The organism is Streptomyces celluloflavus (assembly GCA_000720995.1).
GTDB lineage: Bacteria > Actinomycetota > Actinomycetes > Streptomycetales > Streptomycetaceae > Streptomyces > Streptomyces celluloflavus.
Genome location: JOEL01000019.1, coordinates 44,992 through 64,971, shown reverse-complemented (window position 1 = coordinate 64,971; position 19,980 = coordinate 44,992). Strand labels below are relative to the sequence as shown.

The window sequence follows — 19,980 nt, the reverse complement described above, 5'->3', positions numbered from 1 at the left end:
AACTCGTAAGACGCATCTAAACGCGATCGGCCGCCGCCCGCTAGGGGGCGACGGCCGATACGGCTCTGAACTGGGGATTTACCGGTTACTTACCGGCCGGGCCGACCTGGAGGACCACCGTGGAGCCGTCCCGGGCCTCCTTGGCGATCTTGATCCGGGTGTTGGTGTCAGGAACGATCACGCTGCCGGTCGGGTTCGCCTTGTCGTAGTAGACGCCGTGCCGGTCGTCGAAGACCGTGACGCCCTTCTTCGACTTGATCTTCACGACCTTGCCGTCCTTGTGCAGCGTCAGGGCGTCCGTCGGGTAATGCGTGAACGTCGAGTCGTAGGTCTGGAAGCGGTTGCGCATCAGCTTGCCGTCGGCCCACCGCTCGGCCTGCGGGTGGGCGTCGACCGGGAGGATCCGCCCGGAGCCCGGGTGCCGGCCGACGTTGTTGTCCACCTGCGAGGTGTCCCACAGCCAGATCAGCACGCCGTTCTGGAAGGGGAAGTGCTCGACCCAGTGCGGCTTGGCGGTCGTCCAGCCGAAGTTGTACGGACCGGTCTTGAGGGTCTTGTCGTACGACACGTACTGGCGGTTCTCGGCGATGTAGTACTGCGGGTAGTCCTTGGTGTAGGACGCGCCGATCCGCGAGAAGCCCTTACTGGTCCAGCCGTTGTCACCGCCCTCGGCGTTGTCGCTGAAGAGCGTCCTGCCGTCGGCGACGACGGCGAGGGCGTCGGCCGCGAAGCCCTTCAGGGCGGTGCCGGCGTCGGTCTGGTAGCGGAAGCGGAGGTCGATCTTCTTGCCGGCGTAGGCGTCGAGCGGGAAGACGAGGTCCTGGTAGCCGGCGGCCGTACCGGTCAGCGCGGGCTTGCCGCCGCCGTCGCGCGGGATGGCCTTGCCGCCCGCGGTGCCGTCGACCGGCGTCCAGTTGGCGCCGCCGTCGGTGGAGACCTCGGTGTAGAGGTAGTCGTAGTTCTGCTCGATGTCCCACCAGCCCTTGAGGGTCAGCGCCGCCTTGGACGTGCCGGTCAGGTCCACCGGCCGGGAGAGCGTGTTCTTCAGGTTGTCGCCCATACCGCTCCACCACTGCTTGGAGCCTTCGGCGGGCGGGACGATATCGGTCTTGACGGACTTCGACGGCAGTTCGACGACCACCGCCTGCTTGTCCTTGGTGTTGTACTCCGCGACGCCCAGCTTGTGGGTGGACTTCGTCGCGGCCTTCGCCTTGTCGTAGTTGAGCCAGCCCAGTTGCAGCTTGTCCCAGGCGCTCATGTCGCCGGGCAGGTCGCCGATGGCGTTCTTGCCGCGGCCCAGCCAGGAGCCGGCCGACATCAGCGACCAGAAGTCCACCGAGGATTCGCCGGTGCCCGAGGTGTCGTACTCGTCCGGCAGGCCCAGGTCGTGGCCGTACTCGTGGGCGTAGACGCCGAGTCCGCCGTTCTCCGGCTGCATGGTGTAGTCGCCGACCCAGATACCGGTGTCGCCGATCTGCGTGCCGCCCGCCTTGTTGTCCGCGGGGCCGGTCTTCCCGGCGTCGGTGCCGTACGCGTACCAGCGGTGCGCCCAGACGGCGTTGGTGCCCTGCTTGCCGCCGCCCGCGGACTCGTCCTCGCCGGCGTGCACGATCTGGAAGTGGTCGATGTAGCCGTCGGGCTCGTTGAAATTGCCGTCGTTGTCGTAGTCGTTGCGGTCCCACTGGTCGTACTGGGACAGGTCCGCCTTGATCTGGGCGGCGGTGCGGCCCTTGGCCTTCTGGTCCGTGACCCACTGGTTGACGCCGTCGCGGACCAGGTCCCAGACGTTGGGGCAGTTGGTGTCGCCGCAGTAGTTGGAGCCGTAGCGGGCCTCGTTCCAGGGGACCCGCACCCAGTCGCTGACCTGTCCGTCGACGGAGTAACGGCCCGAGGACTGCTTCTCGTAGTACTTGGCCAGCGATTCCTTGTTCTTGTCGTGCGAGAAGTAGAGGTCCTGGAAGTGCTTCTGGCTGAAGTCCTTCTGCCAGGCGGTGCTGTTGTCCGACTTGGGGTCGGGCTCGGCTATCTGGTTGTGCGCGGGGCCGGGGTCGCCGCCGTACATCTTGACCGGGGGCAGCGGGCCGTCGCCGTCCGGGTCGTACATCGTGGTGTTGTCGACCTTGTCGCCGAAGTCCACCAGGATCGTGAAGATCTTGTCGGTCTTCTCCCGCGCCAGCTCGACGTACTTGCCCTTGTACTTGCCCTTGGTCAGCTTGACGACCTTGGAGCCGTTCCGCTCGGTCGCCTTGGCCTCACCGGACAGGACCTGTTCGAGCGCTTCCTTGCGCTGCGCCGCCTGCTGGTCGCTGAACGGGCCCTTGAGGTCGTGGTCGACCGTCCGCTCGGGGGCCGGGTCCTGGCGCCGCTCGGACGGCGTCGGAGCGGCGGCGGTGGCCGGGACCGCCGCGGACGACAGCGCGGCCGCCCCGATCGCGGCGATGGCCGTGACCAGGGCGGCCGGTCTGAACACCCTTCTCTGATGTCTCACTTGATGCTTTCCTCCCCTTCGAACGGTCTGTGTCCGGGAAATTCGACCGGAAGCATGGGAGAAAAGACAGATCTTGACTTGGGCACGTCATCGAAGTACGTTGTCCGGCCCGCGCGTCACACCGGCCGGGCACGGCCGCGCGGCGCGCGACGGCCGCCCGGCAACTCCGGGGGGATATGCCCGCCGGTCATGCGCCCCCGTCCCCAGCAGGGGTTCCACCGGTCCGCGCAGAATGTTTCGCGGCGACCGGGCGGCTCCGTGCGCCCCCCGTGCGCCGGAACCGTGGATTAGGTCACGCTTACTCGCCGTTCCGCCCGGGAAGTAACGTCCCTAGGCTCACCGCACGTGCGTTCCTGTCGACCGCCCCCCTGCCGACGTTCCGAGGACGGATTACGCCATGCCTCGTCCGACCCCCGCCCAGCTCGTCTACGGTTCGGCCACCGTCTTTCTCTCCACCCTCGTGATGCTGCTGCTCTCCCGGACGGAGACCGGCATCGGGGTCGCGGTCATCGCGCTCGCCGGGCTCGGCATCGGGGTGCTCGTCGCCCTGACGGTGCCGATGCCGCTGAGGTCGCGCGCCCGCCGCCGGGCCGCCCACGCCGACTCCCCCGCCGCACCGGCCGCGTTGCCGCCCCGCCCGTCGCCCGCCGGCCGCATCCCGTCCGCCCGCGTCGCACAGCCGGCCGGCGCCACCGAGGCCCGCGTCGGCCCGCACGCGCGCTAGTCGGTGCGGGGCCGGTCCGGCCCCGTGCCGCGGGTCAGACCGCGGAGACCACCACGGTCTTGGCCGCCTTGTCGTGCAGGCACTGCTGGTAGGGCTTGTCCCAGGTGCACCACAGGACATTGATGAGCCAGAAGACGAAGCCGCAGCACGGCACGATCTCCGGGACCGAATAGACGGCGGCCCGGATCCAGCCGGGCGGACCGGCCGGCACCGCCCCGTTCGCCAGCATCGCGACCCGGATCTTCATCGCCATCTTGCCGACGGTCTGGCCGCGCGTGGTCAGCATCAGGCCCTCGTAGAGGAAGTACACGAGCAGGGTGACGCCCGAGACCGTCGCCTGCTTGCCGTTCTGGTCGCTGCTGGTGCTGGTGTAATCCACCCAGCCCACCAGGACGTTCATGATCACGGCGACCGGTACGGCGACGATGATGAAGTCGATGATCCGCGCCACCAGCCGCCGGCCGCGGTTCGCCAGCGGCGGCATCCCGGCGAGCGGATCGGCCGCACCGTACTGCCCGCCGTACGGAGTACCGCCGTACGGGCCTCCCCCGTAGTGCGGCGGGGCACCACCGGGGGGCGGCGGAGGTGGGGGCGGCGCACCGCCGGGCGGGGGCGGGGGCGGGGGCGGGGGCGGAGCACCACCGGGCGGAGGCGCACCACCAGGGGGCGGGGCGCCGCCGCCCTCGGCGCCCGTGCCGCCGCCGTACGGAGAGCCGCCGGCGGGAGGGCCGCCCGGCGGCGGTTCCTGCGGCCTCTTCGGGAACGGTTCGTCCGCCGGCGGTTCACCGGAGCCGGCACCGGGCTGGTCGGTACTCATGGCCCGAGTCGACCCCGTACGGCGGTCCGCCGCATCCGGCGAAGGCCGTTCGGGGGACGCGGGCCCCGGACGGCCCCGCGGCGGAGCGCGCCGCGGGGAGGCCCGGCCCCGGCGATGCGACCGGGTCAGCCGGCGGCGACGAACGTCCGCGCGGCCTTGTCGTGCCAGCACTGCCGCCACGGGCGGTCGAACAGGCACCAGAGGGCGTTCACGACCCCGATGACCAGGATGCCGAGCACGCCGTACACCAGCCAGCGCTTGACCGCCGCGGCGAGGGGCGGGGTGTCGTGGCTCTCGATGTCCAGCACCCGGACCCGGCACAGCTTCTTGCCGAGGGTGCGGCCCCACTTGGCGGTCGGCAGCGCCTCGTAGAGCCCACCGCCGATCAGCAGGACGGCCAGTACCGCGGCGAGGACCGGTGCGGTGGTCCCGTCGAGCAGGTAGACGGTCACCTGGCGGCCGGACTGCTTGGCCGCCTGGACCTTGGCGTCGATATGGTCCGCGGCGGTGCCCCACATCGGGACGGCGACCGCGGCGGCGGCCGCGCCCAGCACCACCGAGTCGATCAGCCGGGCCGCGAACCTGCGGCCGAGCCCGGCCGGGTGGCCCTGCGCGGCCTGTGCCGCCGCGAAGAAGACATCGGCGGTCGGGGGCTTCCAGGGGATGACGCCGTCGGCGCCCGCGTCCTGTCCGGCGGGCGCCGCGGGCCCGCCGTGCGGAACCTGGGCCGGTACCTGGCCGGGGACCTGCCGGCCCGGGTGCGGCCGGGCCGGCGGGAGCGGCGCGGCCGGCTGCTGGGCGGACGGCTGCGGTGCCGGGATCTGCGGCGGGACCTGCTGCCGCAGCGGGGCCTGCTGAGCCGGGTGCCCGGGGGACGGCTGCTGCCGGGGCTGGGCGGACTGGGGCGGGCGGCCCTGTTGCGGGGTCCCGACGGAGGGCAGCGGCTGCGGGGCGGCGCCGGGCGGGCCGGACGGCTGCCCCGGCTGCCGGCCGGTCTGCGGGCCCGGCTGCGCACCGGGCCGGTCCGGACCGCCGGGCGGCGCCGTGCGGAACGCCATCGTCCCGCCGCCCTTGGCGGGCCCGGCGGCCTCCTGGTGCGGGGTACGGAACGCGGTGGTGCCCTGGTCGCCGGAGGCGGGACGGCCGGTGTGCGCGGCCGGGTTGACGGCACGGATGGTGACGGTCCCGTCGCGCGGGACGTCGGGGTCCTGCGGGGCGGGGGTGGCGGGCGGCGCGGCGGCGGGCGGTTCGCCGCCCGCGGACTCGGCGGGCGCCGGAGCACCGCCACCGGACTCCTCGCGCTGCGGCGGCACCCCGCCCCGCGCGGCCGGCGCCTCGGGCGGTCCCCACGAGATCCGGCGGTCCGGCTCGCCGCCGAAGCCGCTCTGCCGGGACGCGTCGGCCTGCCAGGAGGCGGCCGCCTGCGGACCGGTGCCGTGCGGGCGGCCCGGCTCGTCCCATGCCGCGGGTCGGGTCTCCGTCTCACCGCTCCGGCGTACGACGGGCACCGCGGCGCCGCCGGGCGCCGCCTCGTCGAGGAAGACCGGGCCGGTCTCCTCGACCGCGGGCGTGACCGGGGCGGGCGCCGGGGACGCGGAGGTGACGCCGGGCGGCGGCGCGGGCATCGCCTCCCCCTCGGCCGGAGCGGGCCGGCTGGTGCCCGGCACCCATGCGGCACCGTTCCAGTACCGGATATAGCCGGGGATGGACGGGTCCGGATAGAAGCCTGGCGTGGGGCTGCCGGCGGATCCTGAGGTAGGGGCGCTCATGTCCGAAGTCCCGTATCTGTACTCGGCCTGGTGGGTGTGGGGTGCAGTCTGCCGCAACGCGGCGTCCACATCTATCAGACGCCGCGTCGCGTCCGCGCCGGCGCCCGGCCGCGACCACCTGGAAGAGACCGGTGAAAAAAGTTGTGCGAAGTCGCGTAATGATCCGGCGTCTGCCGCCTCTCTCTGTATGTGGGCCCATTGACGGGCACGCGTTCAGGGAGCGCAGAGAGGCGGATTGCATGTACACCGTGGTGGAACGAGAGTTGGAACTGGGCCTGGTCCTGTCGCCGGAGCGCACCATCGCGGTGCCGGCCCGGCTGACGTACCGGGCGGACGACCCGTACGCCGTCCATGTCACCTTCCACATCGGCTCGGACGCCCCCGTCCACTGGACGTTCGCCCGTGAACTGCTCGTCGAGGGCGTGTTCCGGGCGTGCGGCCACGGGGATGTGCGGGTCTGGCCGACGAAGCTGGACGGCCGCAGCCTGGTCTGTGTGGCGCTGTCGTCGCCGGACGGTGACGCGCTGCTGGAGGCGCCGGCCGCGGCGGTCTCGGCGTGGCTGGAGCGCACCCTGCGGGTGGTGCCGCCCGGGTCCGAGCAGCAGCACCTGGGGATCGACAAGGAGCTGAGCGAGCTGCTCGCCCTGACCAACCGCGACGACCTGTGGCCGACCGACCTCTGGCCCGGGGACGAGTGGCCCGAGCCCGGGGCCTGAGCCATGGCGGCCGCCACCGCCGGTGAGTCACCCCGCACACTTGTGAAATATTCAACCGAATTCCCGTGTTGTCCCCGTCATGACCGAGACGTACCGCGCACACCTGGACCCGACCGCCACCGCCGACGACCACGGGTACGAATACGGCTCCGACTCCGCTCTCGCCCCCACGTCCCGTCCCACTCCCACTTCCGCCCCCGGCTACCACGAGCACGGCACGGCCGCCGAGCGCTGGGCACGCGCCCGGCTGTTCTTCGAGGCCAAGGACTTCACCGCCGCGGCCCGGATCCTCCGGGGTCTGGTCGACGCGGACCCGCGGCCGGTCGCCCCCCGGCTGCTGCTCGCCCGCGCCTACTACCACTCGGCCCAACTGCGGCGCGCCGAGACCGAGTTGCGCACCGTCCTGGAGCACGATCCGGTCGAGGAGTACGCCCGGCTGATGCTGGGCCGCACCCTGGAGCGCCAGGGCCGCCCCGCCGAGGCCGCCCCGCACCTGCGGATCGCCGCGGCGCTGGGCGCCGACACCGGCGGACGCGGCTGAGCCCGCACGGGCGGCCCGGGTCGGCCGTACGGGCGGGGTGACCGGCCGGCAGGCGGGGCGGGCCGGGCGGGCTGAGCCCGCCCGGCGCGGCCCGGCCGCGCTCAGCCGCGGTACGCCTCCAGCAGCCGCAGCCACACCTCGCTGATGGTCGGGTAGGAGGGCACCGCGTGCCAGAGGCGTTCGATGGGGACCTCGCCGGCCACCGCGACCGTCGCGGAGTGCAGGAGTTCGCCGACGCCGAGGCCGACGAAGGTGGCGCCGAGCAGTACCTCGCGGTCCAGGTCGACGACCATCCGGGCCCGGCCGCGGTAGCCGTCGGCGTACAGCGCGGAGCCGGCCACCGCGCCCAGATCGTGGTCGATCACCCGGATGCGGTGGCCGGCGCGTTCCGCCTCGGCGGCGGTGCGGCCGACCGAGGCGGCCTCGGGGTCGCTGAAGACGACCTGCGGGACGGCCTCAATGTCCGCGGTCGCGGCGTGCGCGCCCCACCGGTCGGACTCCAGGACCGGCACCTGCCGCGCGCGGGCGGTGATGGCGGCGCCGGCGATCCTGGCCTGGTACTTGCCCTGGTGGGTCAGGAGCGCGCGGTGGTTGACGTCGCCGACGCCGTAGAGCCAGTCGCCCGCCACCGACCGGACCCGGCAGCTGTCGTCCACGTCCAGCCAGGAGCCCGGTTCCAGGCCGATGGTCTCCAGGCCGAGGTCGTCGGTGCGCGGGGCACGGCCGGTGGCGATCAGGATCTCGTCGGCGACGATCTCCTCCCCGGAGTCCAGGATGACGGTCACCGGGCCGCCCGGTGCCTCCCGGCGCACCTCGCGCACCTCGGTGCCGGTACGGAGGAGCACCCCGGCCTCGGCGAGCGATTCGGCGACCAGGAGGCCGGCGAACGGTTCCATCCGGGGCAGCAGCCCCTCACCGCGCACCAGCAGCGTGACGGAGGCGCCCAGGGCCCGCCAGGCGGTGGCCATCTCGACGCCCACCACACCGCCGCCGACCACCACCAGACGGCCCGGTACGGCCTGTGCGCTGGTGGCCTCGCGGCTGGTCCAGGGCTTGGCCTCGGCGAGCCCCGGAATGCCGGGGATCACCGCGCGGCTGCCGGTGCACACCGCGACCGCGTGCCGTGCGGTGAGCACCCGCCCGCCGTCGACCACCACCCGGCGCGGGCCGTCCAGCCGGCCCACACCGCGCACCAGGTCGACACCGACCGACTCCAGCCACCGCACCTGGCCGTCGTCCTTCCAGTGGGAGGCGAAGTCGTCGCGGTGGGCGAGGACGGCGGGGGCGTCCAGGGGGCCGGTCACCGCGTCCTTGAGGCCGGCGACGCGGCGCGCCTCGGAGCGGGCGGTGACCGGGCGCAGCAGGGCCTTGCTGGGCATACAGGCCCAGTAGGAGCATTCGCCGCCGACGAGTTCGCTCTCCACGATCACCGCGCTGAGCCCGCCGGCGTGGACGCGGTCGGCGAGGTTCTCACCGGGCGGCCCGGCCCCCAGGACCACGACGTCGTACTCGGCTTCGGTCGTTTCGCTCGCTGCCATCGGCTCATCGCTCCCTGCGTGGGCATGGGCGGCCCGGTGGGGCCCGGCGGGTCCTCGTCCATACTCTGCCCCGGGGACCGTGGCCGCATCCGGCGGTTCGCCGCCTCCCGGGCCACGCGGCGGCCGGCCGGGCCCGGCGCGTACCGGGGTCCGGTACACGGCCCGGTACGCGGACGGCGCTCCGCCGCCTCCGCCGGACCGGTGGCGCTCCGCCCCGGCCCCGTACGAGGCCGGGTGGGCCATCGCGGGCCCGGGGCAGGAACGTGATGGTGCCGGTCAGCTCGGTCGGTTCCGGGCGAAGGCCGGAGATCGGAGATCGGAGGCCAAAGTGGGGGGGCAGATCTCGGACGGTCCCGGTGTCGCGTCCGACGAGAGGGCGATCGGGGCGGCCTGGACGGTGCGCCGCTCGGCGGACGGCCACCGGTCGTGGGGCCCGCACCGCCGCCCCCGGGACCCCGGCACCCGGAATCGGCCGCACCCGCACCCGTACGAGCCCGCCCCGTCGCCGTTCACACCAGCTCGTCCGGGTTCAGAAGAGCTTGCCCGGGTTCAGGATGCCCAGCGGGTCGAAGACGTCCTTGATGCCGCGCTGCAACTCCAGGCCCACCGGCCCCAGTTCGCGGGCCAGCCATTCCTTCTTCAGGACGCCGACGCCGTGTTCGCCGGTGATCGTGCCGCCCAGGCTCAGGCCGAGGGCCATGATCTCGTCGAAGGATTCGCGGGCGCGGCGGGATTCGTCGGGGTCGTCGGCGTCGAAGCAGACGGTGGGGTGGGTGTTGCCGTCGCCGGCGTGCGCGCAGACGCCGATGGTGAGGTCGTATTTCGCGGCGATGGCGGCGGTGCCGTCGAGCATCTCGGCGAGGCGGCTGCGCGGGACACACACATCGTCGATCATCGTGGCCGATTTGAGCCCTTCCAGGGCGGTCAGGGTCAGCCGGCGGGCCTGGAGCAGCAGGTCGGACTCGGCGGGGGTGTCGGCGGGGACGACCTCGGTGGCGCCGGCCGCGGTGCACAGCGCGCCGACGGCGGCGAGGTCGGCGGCCGGGTCGGGGGTGTCGAAGGCGGCGAGCAGCAGGGCCTCGGTGCTGTCCGGGAGGCCCATCCGGGCCAGCGCGTTGACGGCGCGGACGCTCGTACGGTCCATGAGTTCGAGCAGCGAGGGGGCGTGGCCGCGGGCCATGATCTCGCAGACCGCCTCGCAGGCGGCCGCGGTGGAGGGGAACTCGGCGGCCAGCGCGAGCTGTTGCGGCGGCTCCGGCTTGAGGGCGAGGACGGCGCGGACGACGATGCCCAGGCTGCCCTCGGAGCCGACGAAGAGCCGGGTGAGGTCGTAGCCGGCGACGCCCTTGGCGGTGCGCCGGCCGGTCGTCAGGAGGCGGCCGTCGGCGAGGACGATGTCGAGGCCGAGGACGTACTCGGCGGTGACGCCGTACTTGACGCAGCACAGTCCGCCGGAGGCGGTGCCGATGTTGCCGCCGATCGAGCACTGCTCCCAGCTGGAGGGGTCCGGCGGGTAGTAGAGGCCGTGTTCGGCCACGGCGCGGGAGAGGACGGCGTTGACGACGCCGGGTTCGACGACGGCTATCCGGTCGACGGGGCTGATCTCCAGGATGCGGTCCATCTTGACCAGCGAGAGCACGATGCAGCCGTCGGAGGCGTTGGCGGCGCCCGACAGGCCGGTCCGCGCACCCTGCGGGACGACCGGGACGCGCAGGGTGGTGGCGGTGCGCATGACGTGCTGGACCTGCTCGACGGTGCGCGGCAGGACGACGGCGGCGGGGGTGCCGGCCGCGCAGAAGCTCGCCATGTCGTGGGCGTAGGAGCCGGTGACGTCGGGGTCGGTGAGGATCGCTTCCGCGGGGAGTCCGGCGCGCAGGTGTGCGATGAGGTCCATACGGCCAGCCTCGCATCCGCGGGCGCCCCGGGGAAGATCACCGGCCAAAGGTCACGGGGCGGGCCGGGTGCCGGCCCGCCCCGGGGCGGATCAGAGGTTGCCGCGGCGCTCCTGCTCGCGCTCGATGGCCTCGAAGAGGGCCTTGAAGTTGCCCTTGCCGAAGCCCAGCGAGCCGTGCCGCTCGATCATCTCGAAGAACACCGTCGGCCGGTCCTGGACCGGCTTGGTGAAGATCTGGAGCAGATAGCCGTCCTCGTCGCGGTCGACCAGGATCTTCAGCTCGCGCAGCGTCTCGACGGGGACCCGGGTCTCGCCGGCCCAGTCGCCGAGGGTGTCGTAGTAGGAGTCGGGGGTGTCCAGGAACTCCACACCGGACTCGCGCATGGCGCGGACGCTGGCGACGATGTCGTTGGTGGCCAGCGCGATGTGCTGGACGCCGGGGCCGCCGTAGAACTCCAGGTACTCGTCGATCTGCGACTTCTTCTTGGCCACCGCGGGCTCGTTGAGCGGGAACTTGACCTTGCGGGTGCCGTCCGCGACGACCTTCGACATCAGGGCGGAGTACTCGGTGGCGATGTCGTCGCCGACGAACTCCTTCATGTTGGTGAAGCCCATGACGTTGTTGTAGAAGCTCACCCACTCGTCCATCTTGCCGAGTTCGACGTTGCCGACGCAGTGGTCGATGGCCTGGAAGCGGCGGGCTCCGGTCGCCACGAGCGGGGCGGCGGCGACGAAGCCGGGCAGGTACGCGCCGTGGTAGGCGGTGCGCTCGACGAGGGTGTGCCGGGTCTTGCCGTAGGTGGCGATGGCGGCGCGGACGACGGTGCCGTGCTCGTCGGTGGTCTCGTAGGGCTCGTCGATACCGGTGGCGCCGTGCGCGACGGCGTAGGCGTAGGCGGCACGGGCGTCCGGTACCTCGATGGCGAGGTCGATGACGCCGTCGCCGTGCGCCGCGACGTGGTCGGCGAGGAAGTGGCCCCAGTCGGTGGTGGGCCGGATGACGGAGGTGAAGACGAACCGGGCGCCGCCGGATTCGAGGACGTAACTCGCGGTCTCGCGGCTGCCGTTCTCCGGTCCGGAGTAGGCGACGCGCTTCATGCCGAAGGCGGTGGCGTAGTAGTGCGCGGCCTGCTTGGCGTTGCCGACGGCGAAGACGACCGCGTCCATCCCCTTGACCGGGAAGGGATCCGCCTGCCGAGCCGTGCCGGGGGTGGAGGGCTTGGTGTGCATCGTGGTGTCTGCCATGGCCGCAGAGTCCCGCCGATCCACAAGGTGCGCAATAGTTTGTGCATTTGCTGGGCATGATGCCTAGCAGGTGGGGAGTTTTGCCGGGCTATCTGTACATGATGACCATCGGAATCGGAGGAACCGACGATGGCGATCGATCATTTGGACGGGGCGCTGATCGAGCTGCTGGCGCGCGAGCCGCGGATCGGCGTGCTGGAGGCGTCCCGGCGGCTCGGGGTGGCGCGCGGGACGGTGCAGGCCAGACTCGACCGGCTTCAGTCGAATGGAGTGATCCGGGGGTTCGGGCCGGAGGTGGACCCGGCGGCGCTCGGCTATCCCGTGACCGCATTCGCGACACTTGAGATCAAACAAGGGCAAGGAGGTGACGTACGCGCCCATTTGGCGACCGTTCCGGAGGTGCTTGAACTGCATACAACGACCGGACATGGGGACATGCTCTGCAGGCTCGTCGCCAGGTCCAACGCCGATCTGCAACGGGTGATCGATCGGGTCGTGGGTTTTGATGGCATCGTGCGGGCTTCGACCGCGATTGTCATGGAAAACCCGGTTCCACTGCGCATCATCCCGCTGGTGAAACAGGCATCGGGGGACTGACCGAGGAGAGCGCCGAGTGAGCTTCTGGGAGTACGTCGGCAACCGGCACACCCAGCTGCTGACGGATGCGTACCAGCACGCCAGCGCGGTCTTCCAGTGCATGGTGGTCGCCACCGTGCTGGGCGTCGCGCTCGGCGTGCTCACGTACCGCAGCGAATGGGCGGGCAACCTCGCCACCGCCACGACCGCCACGATCCTGACGATGCCCTCGCTGGCCATGATCGGCCTGCTGATCCCGGTCGTCGGCCTCGGCGTCGCTCCCACGGTCATCGCCCTGACCCTGTACGGGCTGCTGCCGATCGTCCGCAACGCCATCGTCGGACTGCGCGGTGTCGACCCCACGCTGGTGGACGCGGCCAAGGGCATCGGGATGTCGCGCACCGCCCGGCTGCTGAAGGTCGAACTGCCGCTGGCCTGGCCGCCGATCCTCACCGGCATCCGGGTCGCCACCCAGATGCTGATGGGTATCGCGGCCATCGCCGCCTACGCCTCGGGCCCCGGCCTCGGCAACGAGATCTTCCGCGGTATCGCCTCGCTCGGCAGCGCCAACGCCCTCAACCAGGTACTCTCCGGCACCCTCGGGATCGTCGTCCTCGCCCTGCTCTTCGACGCCGCCTATGTCCTGATCGGACGCCTGACCATCTCCAGGGGGATCCGTGCCTGAACCGTCCGGAACGACCGCAGCCACCGGCGCCGGCATCCGGCTGGAGAATCTGACGAAACGCTACGCGGGCAGCCCCGGCCCCGCGGTGGAGAACGTCAGCATGGAGATCAAGGCCGGTGAGCTGGTGGTCTTCGTGGGGCCCTCCGGCTGCGGGAAATCCACCACCCTCAAGATGATCAACCGGCTGATCGAGCCCACCGCCGGCCGCATACGCATCGGCGACGAGGACGTCACCGGCATCGACCCGGTCCGGCTGCGCCGCAAGGTCGGCTACGCCATCCAGTCCTCCGGCCTCTTCCCGCACATGACCGTCGCCCAGAACATCGCGCTGGTACCGAAAATGGCCGGCTGGTCCCGGCCCAGGATCCGCGACCGGGTCGCGGAGATGCTCGACCTGGTCGGCCTGGAACCGGGCGAGTTCCACGGCCGCTATCCGCGCCAGCTCTCCGGCGGCCAGCAGCAGCGCGTCGGCGTCGCCCGCGCCCTGGCCGCCGACCCGCCCGTCCTGCTGATGGACGAGCCGTTCGGGGCCGTCGACCCGATCACCCGTGACCACCTCCAGGACGAGCTGATCCGGCTCCAGCACGAGCTGCACAAGACCATCGTCTTCGTCACCCACGACTTCGACGAGGCCATCAAGCTCGGCGACCGCATCGCGGTGCTCCGCGAGCGCTCGCACATCGCCCAGTTCGACACCCCCGAAGCCATCCTCACCAACCCGGCGGACGACTTCGTCTCCGGCTTCGTGGGCGCCGGCGCCGCGCTCAAGCGGCTCAATCTCACCCGGGTCCGGGACGTCGGCGTCGTCGACTTCCCCACCGCCGGGGTCGACGACCCGCTCCAGTCCATCTTCGACCTGCTGCGCTCCGGCACCACCAACGAGGTGCTGCTGCTCGACCGGCACCGCCGCCCGTACAAATGGCTGCGCCGCGGCGATCTCTCGCGGGCCAAGGGATCGCTGGCGCGGGCCGGCACGCTGGTGCACGACACGGTCACCCGGGACGCGACGCTGCGCGACGCCCTGGAGGCGGTGCTCACCGACAACGCGGGCCGGGTCGCGGTCACCGGGCGGCGCGGCGAGTACACCGGCGTGGTCGACATGGAGACGCTGATGAACAACGTCCACGAACTGCTGGAGGCGGACCGGCTGGAGGCCGTCGAGCACCAGCACCAGCTCCAGGAGCAGCGCGCCCTGCTGACCCGGCAGGAGCAGGAGGGCGGATACGCGGCGGGCCCGAACGGTACGGACGGCCCCGCGGGGGTCACCGCATGAGCCCGCGCGATACCAGCAGGCCCCGTAAGGACGAGCGGCCGCCGGGCGAGCACGAGGTGCACGGTGTGGCCTTCCGCGACGAGGTGACGGCCGCGGATCCGGCACTGGCGGCCGCCACGGCCGAACCCGCGCCGCCGCCCGCCGCGACGGCGCGCCGGATCGGCCCGCGGCAGGCGGCCCTGCGGCCGGCCTTCCTGGCCGCCGCGCTGCTCGCCACCTGGCTGTGGTTCCGCGGCGCCCGCCTGGACTCCATCGCCCACCAGGCGGTGGACCACGGCAAGGTGTGGCTGGCGCTGCGCCAGCACGTCGAACTCACCGTGGTCTCCACCTTCTTCGTGCTGGTCATCGCGATCCCGCTGGGCATCGCCCTGACCCGCTCCGCGCTGCGCCGCGCGGCGCCGGTCGCGGTGGCCCTCGCCAACCTCGGCCAGGCGGTCCCCGCCCTGGGTCTGCTGGTCCTGCTGGTCATCTGGCTCGGCATCGGCGCCAGGGCCGCCGTCATCGGCATGGTCGCCTACGCCGTGCTGCCCGTCCTGGCCAACACCATCGCCGGGCTGCGCGGTATCGACCCGACGCTGACCGAGGCCGCCCGCGGTATCGGCATGTCCCCGCTGGGCGTGCTGCGCAAGGTGGAACTGCCGCTGGCCGTACCGCTCATCCTGGCCGGGGTGCGCACCGCGCTCGTGCTGAACGTCGGCACCGCGACGCTGGCCACCTTCGGCGGCGGCGGGGGCCTGGGCGACCTGATCTCGGCGGGCATCATCACCCAGCGGATGCCGGTACTGATCCTGGGATCCGTACTGACCGTGGTGCTCGCCCTGCTGGTGGACTGGCTGGCCTCGCTCGCCGAGCTGCTGCTGCGGCCGCGCGGCCTGGAGGGGACGGTCTGATGGCGCACCGCGTACCCCACCGGCGCACCCGTCGCACCCGTCGCCGCGCGGCCGCCGCGGCACTGGCCGGCGCCCTGCTCGCCGCCGGGCCCGCCGGCTGCGGCCTGGTCAGCGGCAGCCCGATGAGCGATACCGTCAAGCCCGGTACGGTCGGCCGGGGGCTGCCCCTCAAGGGCGCCGAACTCACCGTCACGTCCAAGGAGTTCACCGAGAACATCATCCTCGGCCAGATCATGGGCCTGGTGTTCAAGGCGGCCGGCGCCACCGTCATCGACAAGACCAACATCCAGGGCACGATCGGCGCCCGCGAGGCCGTCAAGTCCGGTACCGCGGACGGGATGTACGAGTACACCGGCACCGCCTGGATCACCTTCCTCGGCAACGAGCACCCGATCGCCGACCCGTACCGGCAGTGGGCGGCGGTCCGCGACGCCGACCGGGCCAACGGCCTCGACTGGCTGCCCCCCGCCGCCCTGAACAACACCTACGCACTGGCGCTGAACGCCGCCAACGAGAAGAAGTACGGCGTCCGGAACCTCTCGGACGTCGCCGCACTCCTCAAACGCGACCCCGGCGCGGTCACCCTGTGCGTGGAGAACGAGTTCGCCACCCGCAACGACGGCCTGCCGGGCATGGCGAAGGCGTACGGCATGGACATCCCGCCCGCCGCCATCCGCAAGATGACCGGCGGCGTCGTCTACACCGAGGCGTCCCAGGGCACGGCGTGCACCTTCGGCGAGGTCTTCACCACCGACGGCCGCATCAAGGCGATGGGCCTGACCGTCCTCGCCGACGACCGGCACTTCTTCCCCAACTACAACGCCGCGCCCGAGATGCACTCCGCGACGATGCGGAAGTACCCGGAGATCGCCGGCGTCCTCGCCCCCGTCACCGCGGCCCTCGACAACGAGGTCGCGCAGAAGCTCAACCGCGAGGTGGACGTGGCGGGCCGGGACCCGCACGAGGTCGCCAGGGACTGGCTGATCGGGAAGGGGTTCATCACCGCGGGGTAGCGGCCCGCCGTACGACCCCCGGGCGCGGCGGCGTACGGATCAGCAGCTGGGCACGTCGCCGCCGGTGCGGAGCGCCTTGAGGGCGTCCACCGCACCGCCGAGGGTGGTGACGGGGATCAGCCGCATGCCGTCGGGCAGCTCGGCGCGGGCCTCCGCGCACTCCTTGACCGGGACCAGGAAGACCGTGGCGCCGTCGCGGTGCGCGGCCTGGGTCTTGAGGGGGACGCCGCCGACCGCGCCGACCTTGCCGTCGGCGGTGATCGTGCCGGTACCGGCGACGTTCTTGCCGCCGGTCAGATCGTGCCCCGCACCGTCGCCGTCCAGTTTGTCGACGATGCCGAGGGCGAACATCAGACCGGCGCTGGGGCCGCCCACGTCCGCCAGGCTCAGCTTGACCTTGACGTCCTTGGCGGACTTGTCGAGGTGGCCGAGCGCGGCGCTGGTGGCGGTGGACTGCGACTTCTTCATCTGGTCCGCGTTGTGCTCGGCGATCTGCTCGGTGCTCTCGCCCACGGGATAGACCGCGTCGCGCGGCATCACGGCCTCGTCCGTGCGGAACCAGCCCGTGACGACATCCGGCAGGTGGATGGACGCCTGGGGGCCGGTGGCGACGATCGAGGTCATCCGCAGCTGGCCGCTGGTCTCGCGGGTGTCGGCGCCGGTGATGGTGATCACCGGCTTGCCCTTGTCGTCACCGAGGACGTTCGCCGTCATCCCCGGATACGCGACCGAGAACGGCAGCGGTGCGAACGCCGCCGTGACGAGCAGGGCGACGACGGGGGCGGCGCAGACCACCAGGATGCGGGCACGTGAGGACACCCCGCCACCCTAAAGGACCCCCGCCCCGGCGGTCTCACCGCAGCGCTTCGGCCACTTCCCGGGCGGCATCGACCACCCGCGGGCCGACCCGGTCGGAGACGCTGTCCGAGAGCATCACCACGCCGACGCTGCCCTCTATGCCGCTCACCCCGAGCAGCGGCGCCGCCGCCCCGCTGGCGCCGGCCTCCAACTCCCCGTGGGTCAGGGCGAGTCCGGCGTCCTGGGTCCTGCCCTGGCGGGCCTTGAGGATCGCCCGCCCGGCGGCCCCCCGGTCCAGCGGATGCCGGAATCCGGCCCGGTAGGCGACGTGGTAATCCGTCCAGGTCGGCTCCACCACGGCGACGGCGAGCGCTTCGGCGCCGTCGACGAGGGTGAGATGCGCGGTGGCCCCGATGTCCTCGGCGAGCGAGCGCAGCGCGGGCAGCGCGGCCTCTCTCACCAGCGGATGCACCTGGCGGCCCAGGCGCAGCACGCCGAGGCCGACCCGGGCCCGGCCGCCGATGTCCCGGCGCACCAGAGCGTGCTGCTCCAGGGTCGCGAGCAGGCGGTAGACCACGGTGCGGTTGACGCCGAGCTTGTGGGACAGCTCGGTGACGGTCAGCCCGTGGTCGGTGTCGGCGAGCAGTTTGAGGACGCGCAGTCCCCGGTCGAGCGTCTGGGAGGTCTCCGCGGTCACGACGCCCCCTCCTCGTGTGAGTGGCGGCGCTCGGACGCGACACGCCGCCCGTCCCGGAGCAGCGCGCAAGAGGCCGCCGGCCGCATGGCACCGGCTGCGCTCCGCGGCGGCGCTGCCACGGGGCGTGTTCGTGACGGGACAGTAGCGAGCCAGTCCGGTCAGCGGAAGGGCACGTCCAGAATCCGGTCTCTCCCGTCCGGTATATCCGCTCTGGCGCACCCTCCCGGCGGCCGGCGGCCTTTCGGCGAGAGCCATACCGTAATCGAGTCGTGACCTGTCCGGGGCGCCGTGGGGCGGGTCTTGGAAGAGGCGCGGGGAGAAAGAGCGGGGCGGCACCCCGTCCAGGAGTGCCGCCCCGCACTGACGTCATCCGCCGTCCCCGGCCCCGCCGTTCGCCGGGCACGGTGCCGGTACGGCGCTCAGGCCGCCGCGCTCACCGCATGCGCGTGGCCCACTCCTGCACCTTCTTGATCCGCTCGCGCAGCTGTCCGGCGGTGGCCTCCGCGCTCGGCGGCCCGCCGCACACCCGCCGCAGCTCGGTGTGGAGCACGCCGTGCGGTTTGCCGGACTGGTGGACGTACGCGCCGACCAGGGTGTTCAGCTGCTTGCGCAGCTCCAGCATCTCCTTGTGCGTGACCACCGGGCGGCGTTCGGCCGGCAGCTCCAGCAGGTCGGCCTCCGCGTCCGGCTTCTTCCGGCTGTGCGCGATCTGCCGGGCCTGCCGCTTCTGGAGCAGCATCTGCACCTGGTCGGGCTCCAGCAGCCCGGGGATGCCGAGGTAGTCCTGCTCCTCCGCGCTGCCCGCGTGCGCCTGCATGCCGAACTCGGCGCCGTCGTAGAGCACCCGGTCGAAGACCGCCTCCGACTCCAGCGCCTCGAAGGAGAACTGCTCCTGCTCGCCGGTGTCCTCGTCCTGCTGCTTCTCGGCCTCCGCGAGCTCCTTCTCGGACTCCGCGAACGGGTCCTCCTCGCCGTCCTTCTTCGGCTTGTCCAGGACGTGGTCGCGCTCGACCTCCATCTCGTTCGCGAACGTCAGGAGCATCGGCACGGTCGGCACGAAGACGGAGGCCGTCTCACCGCGCTTGCGGGACCGTACGAAACGGCCCACCGCCTGCGCGAAGAACAGCGGCGTGGAGATCGTCGTGGCGTACACGCCGACCGCCAGCCGCGGCACGTCGACGCCCTCGGACACCATCCGGACCGCGACCATCCAGCGGTCGTCGGAGGCCGCGAAATCGTCGATCCGCTGCGAGGCCCCGGAGTCGTCGGACAGGACGAGGGTGGCGCCCCGCCCGGTGATCTCCCGGATCAGCTTGGCGTAGGCGCGGGCCTGCTCCTGGTCGGAGGCGATCACCAGCGCCCCGGCGTCCGGGATGCCCTTGCGGACCTCCGTCAGCCGCTGGTCGGCGGCGCGCAGCACATTGGGCATCCAGTCGCCGCGCGGGTCCAGCGCGGTGCGCCACGCCTGCGAGACGGCGTCCTTGGTCATCGGCTCGCCGAGCCGCGCCGCGATCTCGTCACCGGCCTTCGTCCGCCAGCGCATGTTGCCGCTGTAGGAGAGGAAGATGACCGGGCGGACGACGCCGTCGGCGAGCGCGTTCCCGTAGCCGTAGGTGTAGTCGGCGGAAGAGCGCCGGATCCCGTCGTTGCCCTCCTCGTACGTCACGAAGGGGATCGGGTTGGTGTCGGACCGGAACGGGGTGCCGGTCAGCGCGAGCCGGCGGGTGGCCGGTTCGAACGCCTCCAGGCACGCCTCGCCCCAGGACTTGGAGTCACCGGCGTGGTGGATCTCGTCGAGGATGACCAGCGTCTTGCGCTGTTCGATCCGGTTGCGGTGCAGCATCGGGCGTACGCCGACGCCCGCGTAGGTGATCGCGACGCCGTGGTACTCGCGGCCCAGGGGGCCCGCGCTGTACTCGGGGTCGAGTTTGATCCCCACCCGGGCGGCGGCCTCGGACCACTGCTTCTTCAGATGCTCGGTGGGCGCGACGACCGTCACCTGCTGCACGACGTGATGGTGCAGCAGCCATGAGGCGAGGGTGAGCGCGAAAGTGGTTTTGCCGGCGCCTGGTGTCGCGACGGCGAGGAAGTCCTTTGGCTGGGTCTGGATGTACCGGTCCATGGCCGCCTGCTGCCAGGCACGCAGCTTGTTCGCGGTGCCCCAAGGGGCCCGGCCCGGAAAGGCCGGGGACAGGTGGTGGTTGTTGGTGGCGCTGGTGGTGGTAGTCACGGTCTCCGTCGGGCTGGCTCGGCGATCGGCAACCGCGTCAGCCTACCGGTGCGGCTCGCCCGCTTCCGGGCGACTGTGCACAGTCG

The 19,980-nt window shown here is 72.2% G+C and carries 17 protein-coding genes; 8 read left to right on the top strand and 9 right to left on the bottom strand.

Annotation, left to right across the window (positions count from 1 at the left end):
* Positions 1 to 85: 85 nt before the first annotated feature.
* A complete protein-coding gene (locus tag IH09_RS19400; protein WP_052857890.1) occupies positions 86 to 2,488 on the bottom strand; it encodes an immune inhibitor A domain-containing protein in 2,403 nt (800 codons plus the stop codon).
* Positions 2,489 to 2,885: 397 nt separating this feature from the next.
* On the opposite strand from IH09_RS19400, the gene IH09_RS19395 reads away from it, so the two are divergent.
* Positions 2,886 to 3,212, top strand: coding sequence for a hypothetical protein (locus tag IH09_RS19395; protein ID WP_052857886.1), 327 nt, complete (start codon positions 2,886 to 2,888; stop codon positions 3,210 to 3,212).
* A gap of 34 nt (positions 3,213 to 3,246) precedes the next feature.
* On the opposite strand, the gene IH09_RS19390 is transcribed toward IH09_RS19395, so the two are convergent.
* Positions 3,247 to 4,029, bottom strand: a complete 783-nt coding sequence (locus IH09_RS19390) for an RDD family protein (RefSeq protein WP_052857883.1) — start codon at positions 4,027 to 4,029, stop codon at positions 3,247 to 3,249.
* 125 nt (positions 4,030 to 4,154) lie between these two features.
* A complete protein-coding gene (locus IH09_RS19385) occupies positions 4,155 to 5,798 on the bottom strand; it encodes an RDD family protein (protein WP_110952421.1) in 1,644 nt (547 codons plus the stop codon).
* A gap of 239 nt (positions 5,799 to 6,037) precedes the next feature.
* Here IH09_RS19385 and IH09_RS19380 point away from each other — a divergent pair, with 239 nt between their 5' ends.
* Together IH09_RS19380 and IH09_RS39970 are read left to right on the top strand one after the other, a co-directional pair.
* Positions 6,038 to 6,514: an SsgA family sporulation/cell division regulator gene (locus tag IH09_RS19380; protein ID WP_052857875.1), complete on the top strand. Its 477-nt coding sequence runs from the start codon at positions 6,038 to 6,040 to the stop codon at positions 6,512 to 6,514.
* Positions 6,515 to 6,761: 247 nt separating this feature from the next.
* Complete coding sequence (locus tag IH09_RS39970; RefSeq protein WP_052858018.1) at positions 6,762 to 7,055, top strand: tetratricopeptide repeat protein; 294 nt, start codon at positions 6,762 to 6,764, stop codon at positions 7,053 to 7,055.
* Positions 7,056 to 7,156: 101 nt separating this feature from the next.
* On the opposite strand, the gene IH09_RS19370 is transcribed toward IH09_RS39970, so the two are convergent.
* The 3 genes from IH09_RS19370 to hppD all read right to left on the bottom strand — a co-directional run bounded on the left by IH09_RS19370 (position 7,157) and on the right by hppD (position 11,732).
* On the bottom strand, positions 7,157 to 8,593 hold the full coding sequence (locus IH09_RS19370) for a dihydrolipoyl dehydrogenase family protein (protein WP_052857871.1): 1,437 nt from the start codon (positions 8,591 to 8,593) through the stop codon (positions 7,157 to 7,159).
* 529 nt (positions 8,594 to 9,122) lie between these two features.
* Complete coding sequence (locus IH09_RS19365; protein WP_052857869.1) at positions 9,123 to 10,487, bottom strand: FAD-binding oxidoreductase; 1,365 nt, start codon at positions 10,485 to 10,487, stop codon at positions 9,123 to 9,125.
* 90 nt (positions 10,488 to 10,577) lie between these two features.
* Complete coding sequence (gene hppD, locus IH09_RS19360; protein ID WP_052857867.1) at positions 10,578 to 11,732, bottom strand: 4-hydroxyphenylpyruvate dioxygenase; 1,155 nt, start codon at positions 11,730 to 11,732, stop codon at positions 10,578 to 10,580.
* 129 nt (positions 11,733 to 11,861) lie between these two features.
* Here hppD and IH09_RS19355 point away from each other — a divergent pair, with 129 nt between their 5' ends.
* Genes IH09_RS19355 through IH09_RS19335 form a run of 5 tightly spaced genes read left to right on the top strand, consistent with a single transcriptional unit; the run spans position 11,862 to position 16,169 of the window.
* Entirely contained in the window at positions 11,862 to 12,329 is a 468-nt protein-coding gene (locus tag IH09_RS19355; RefSeq protein WP_052857863.1) for an Lrp/AsnC family transcriptional regulator, read from the top strand.
* A 16-nt stretch (positions 12,330 to 12,345) separates the two neighbouring features.
* A complete protein-coding gene (locus IH09_RS19350; protein ID WP_052857860.1) occupies positions 12,346 to 12,993 on the top strand; it encodes an ABC transporter permease subunit in 648 nt (215 codons plus the stop codon).
* On the top strand, positions 12,986 to 14,266 hold the full coding sequence (locus IH09_RS19345; RefSeq protein ID WP_052857856.1) for a betaine/proline/choline family ABC transporter ATP-binding protein: 1,281 nt from the start codon (positions 12,986 to 12,988) through the stop codon (positions 14,264 to 14,266). The genes IH09_RS19350 and IH09_RS19345 overlap by 8 nt, the downstream gene beginning before the upstream one ends.
* Positions 14,263 to 15,156, top strand: coding sequence for an ABC transporter permease (locus IH09_RS19340; protein ID WP_052857853.1), 894 nt, complete (start codon positions 14,263 to 14,265; stop codon positions 15,154 to 15,156). The genes IH09_RS19345 and IH09_RS19340 overlap by 4 nt, the downstream gene beginning before the upstream one ends.
* On the top strand, positions 15,156 to 16,169 hold the full coding sequence (locus tag IH09_RS19335) for a glycine betaine ABC transporter substrate-binding protein (protein WP_052857849.1): 1,014 nt from the start codon (positions 15,156 to 15,158) through the stop codon (positions 16,167 to 16,169). The genes IH09_RS19340 and IH09_RS19335 overlap by 1 nt, the downstream gene beginning before the upstream one ends.
* Before the next feature lie 39 nt (positions 16,170 to 16,208).
* On the opposite strand, the gene IH09_RS19330 is transcribed toward IH09_RS19335, so the two are convergent.
* The 3 genes from IH09_RS19330 to IH09_RS19320 all read right to left on the bottom strand — a co-directional run bounded on the left by IH09_RS19330 (position 16,209) and on the right by IH09_RS19320 (position 19,894).
* Positions 16,209 to 16,988 carry a YlbL family protein gene (locus tag IH09_RS19330; RefSeq protein ID WP_052857846.1) on the bottom strand — a complete coding sequence of 260 codons (780 nt, stop codon included), beginning with the start codon at positions 16,986 to 16,988 and terminating at the stop codon, positions 16,209 to 16,211.
* 34 nt (positions 16,989 to 17,022) lie between these two features.
* Entirely contained in the window at positions 17,023 to 17,664 is a 642-nt protein-coding gene (locus IH09_RS19325) for an IclR family transcriptional regulator (RefSeq protein WP_052857845.1), read from the bottom strand.
* Between the two features lie 433 nt (positions 17,665 to 18,097).
* Positions 18,098 to 19,894: a DEAD/DEAH box helicase gene (locus IH09_RS19320; RefSeq protein WP_052857842.1), complete on the bottom strand. Its 1,797-nt coding sequence runs from the start codon at positions 19,892 to 19,894 to the stop codon at positions 18,098 to 18,100.
* Between the last annotated feature and the right edge of the window lie 86 nt (positions 19,895 to 19,980).